Here is a 2312-nt window from a genome sequence, read left to right on the forward strand (position 1 = left end):
TGGCGCTGGACTAAACAAAGGCCCCCTTTTAGGGGGCTCACACAAAGCCACCTTCTTTAGAAGGTGGTAATTTACATTTTGTGGTGGAAAATCGAATGAAGAAACCCAAGCGAGTGGTGATCAGTTGGTCCAGCGGTAAAGATTCGACATTAACGCTTGAGCGCCTTAACGAGAATCCAAATTATCAAGTTGTCGGTTTGTACACGACTTACGTAGGGAAAGAAGTCCCTTTTCAAGCAACTCCGCTTGAGGTTGTACAAATGCAAGCAGACTTACTTGCGCTTCCGCTCATTACTATCGAACTGCCTGAAGTCTTTCCGAGTAACGACATTTATCAATCAACCATCGTTAATGCATTACAAAGTAGTGGTCTGAACATAGAAGCTGTCGCATTTGGTGATATGTTTTGTAATGGCATTGCCGATTACCGACGCAGCTATATTGAACCTGTTGGCTGGGAATGCGTCTTTCCTCTATTAGGGGAGAGCAGCGAAAAACTAGCGATGGAAATCATAGAGCGTGGTATTCAAACGATGTTAATCACCATCGACGGAAGAGTTCTCCCTCCAGAATGGTGTGGTCGCTGGTATGACAAAGCCCTAATAGAGTCATTACCAAGTCAAATTGATCCCTGTGGGGAAAATGGTGAATTTCACACATTGGTTACGTCTTCGTCATCTTTTCAAGGACATATCGAGTTGACGAAGCGAGATGTAGAATCTGGAGATAGATTCAGCCATCAAAGATACCATGCTAAAGCATTGCCAAAACAAATCTACGCAGTATGATCGCAACGTTTCTGTTCTTTAGGTAAGGCTCGTGCGAGTAGCAAGTAAGAAAAAAGTCCTAGTTTTTGACTCCGGTGTTGGTGGTCTTTCTGTATTCCAAGAGATACATCGCCTATTGCCCCAGCTAGACTACTTATACTTATTCGATAATCAGGCTTACCCTTATGGTGAACTCGATCAGGCTGTACTCATTTCACGAGTTAACCAACTGGTCTCTTCATTAGTCGAAGAACACCAAGTCGACATTGTCGTCATTGCTTGCAACACGGCGAGCACCATAGTGCTTCCTTCCTTACGCGAAAACTTATCGATTCCCGTTGTTGGTGTTGTCCCTGCGATTAAACCCGCATCGCTTTTAGCATCAAAAGGGGTAGGGCTGATCGCCACTCCGGCGACAGTAACACGCCAATATACTCACGAGTTAATACGGGACTTTGCGCAAGGCAAACCAGTTGAGCTGGTGGGATCAACTCGCTTGGTAGATATGGCCGAAGAGAAGTTGCGAGGCAACAGCGTTTCTCTCGACGAACTGACAAATATCCTGCTTCCCCTTCGCGATAAAGTCGATGTTGCGGTGCTCGGTTGTACTCACTTCCCTTTAATCAAAGAGGAGATTCATCAAGCTTTGGGTGGGGACGTTACTTTAATTGATTCAGGCGCAGCGATTGCACGTCGAGTAAAAGCATTGCTATTAAGTGATGAAATTGAGGATACAGAAGAGGGAAGTAAGTCGATTTATGCCAGTGCAACTCCTTGGCAGGAAGATGCACTGAACATTTGTTTAAAGAAGCTAGGTTTTAATCCTGTTCAGGTTTACCACCATCCGGATGTTTAGGATCGTTCGCAATTCTCACTTTTAGCGTTCTCTCCATATATTCCTTTTCATTAAGTTTAGCGATAGCTGGCTTGGCATCTGCCGCAGCCATCACTACAAAACCAAACCCTCTTCTTTTTCCAGTACGCTTATCTTTCATTAAGCGTACCGCATAGACCTGTCCATATTCAGCAAACAAATCGCGAACATGACTCTCATTGGCCTTATAAGGTAGGTTGCCGACATACAGCGTTTTAGTTGAAGGATCAGGATCCGAAGATTGAAGAACAGGTGTTTTGCTAGAAAATGAAAAAAGAAAAGCAGTAGCGATAACACCAATGAGGAAGCTCAAGGCTGGTGGGATGATGAATTGAGAGAAAATGATTCCCCCAACGATGGCCAGCCCAACACATAAAATCAGATTTTTTTTAGACGTCATTTTAATTACTACACATAGTGATAAAGAGATCGATTGTCCATTAACAGAATAGACACATGAATCTTACGTATATGGTTGGTGTTTTTCCAACCAATTGCTGTGATATGTCTCAAATGTGACGAAGAAATATGCAAATATCGCACTTTTGGCTAATTTGTGACCGGTTGGTTTTTTATTTGCAAAAAACGCTTGTACTAATTTCTCAACCCCCTATACTGCGCATCCACCGACACGGAGTGAGACGAAAGTCACACAGCGAGTCGGGAAGAGA

3 protein-coding genes are annotated in these 2312 nt (G+C 43.7%); 2 read left to right on the forward strand and 1 reads right to left on the reverse strand.

Annotated elements, in window-relative coordinates; translation table 11 throughout:
* Window positions 1-95: 95 nt before the first annotated feature.
* Window positions 96-788, forward strand: coding sequence for an adenine nucleotide alpha hydrolase (locus tag R7Q09_RS24090; protein ID WP_225474221.1), 693 nt, complete (start codon window positions 96-98; stop codon window positions 786-788).
* A 31-nt stretch (window positions 789-819) separates the two neighbouring features.
* Window positions 820-1623, forward strand: coding sequence for a glutamate racemase (gene murI, locus R7Q09_RS24095; protein ID WP_005389694.1), 804 nt, complete (start codon window positions 820-822; stop codon window positions 1621-1623).
* On the opposite strand, the gene R7Q09_RS24100 is transcribed toward murI, so the two are convergent.
* Window positions 1586-2041, reverse strand: a complete 456-nt coding sequence (locus R7Q09_RS24100; protein ID WP_017636066.1) for an RNA-binding protein — start codon at window positions 2039-2041, stop codon at window positions 1586-1588. The two genes, murI and R7Q09_RS24100, sit on opposite strands and share 38 nt — an antisense overlap.
* Between the last annotated feature and the right edge of the window lie 271 nt (window positions 2042-2312).

It is taken from the genome of Vibrio sp. 2130-1 (assembly GCF_033339515.1).

Coding starts and splice junctions, on each gene's coding strand:
- R7Q09_RS24090 (WP_225474221.1), top strand. CDS start 96: ATGAAGAAACCCAAGCGAGTGGTGATCAGTTGGTCCAGCGGTAAAGAT.
- R7Q09_RS24100 (WP_017636066.1), bottom strand. CDS start 2,041: ATGACGTCTAAAAAAAATCTGATTTTATGTGTTGGGCTGGCCATCGTT.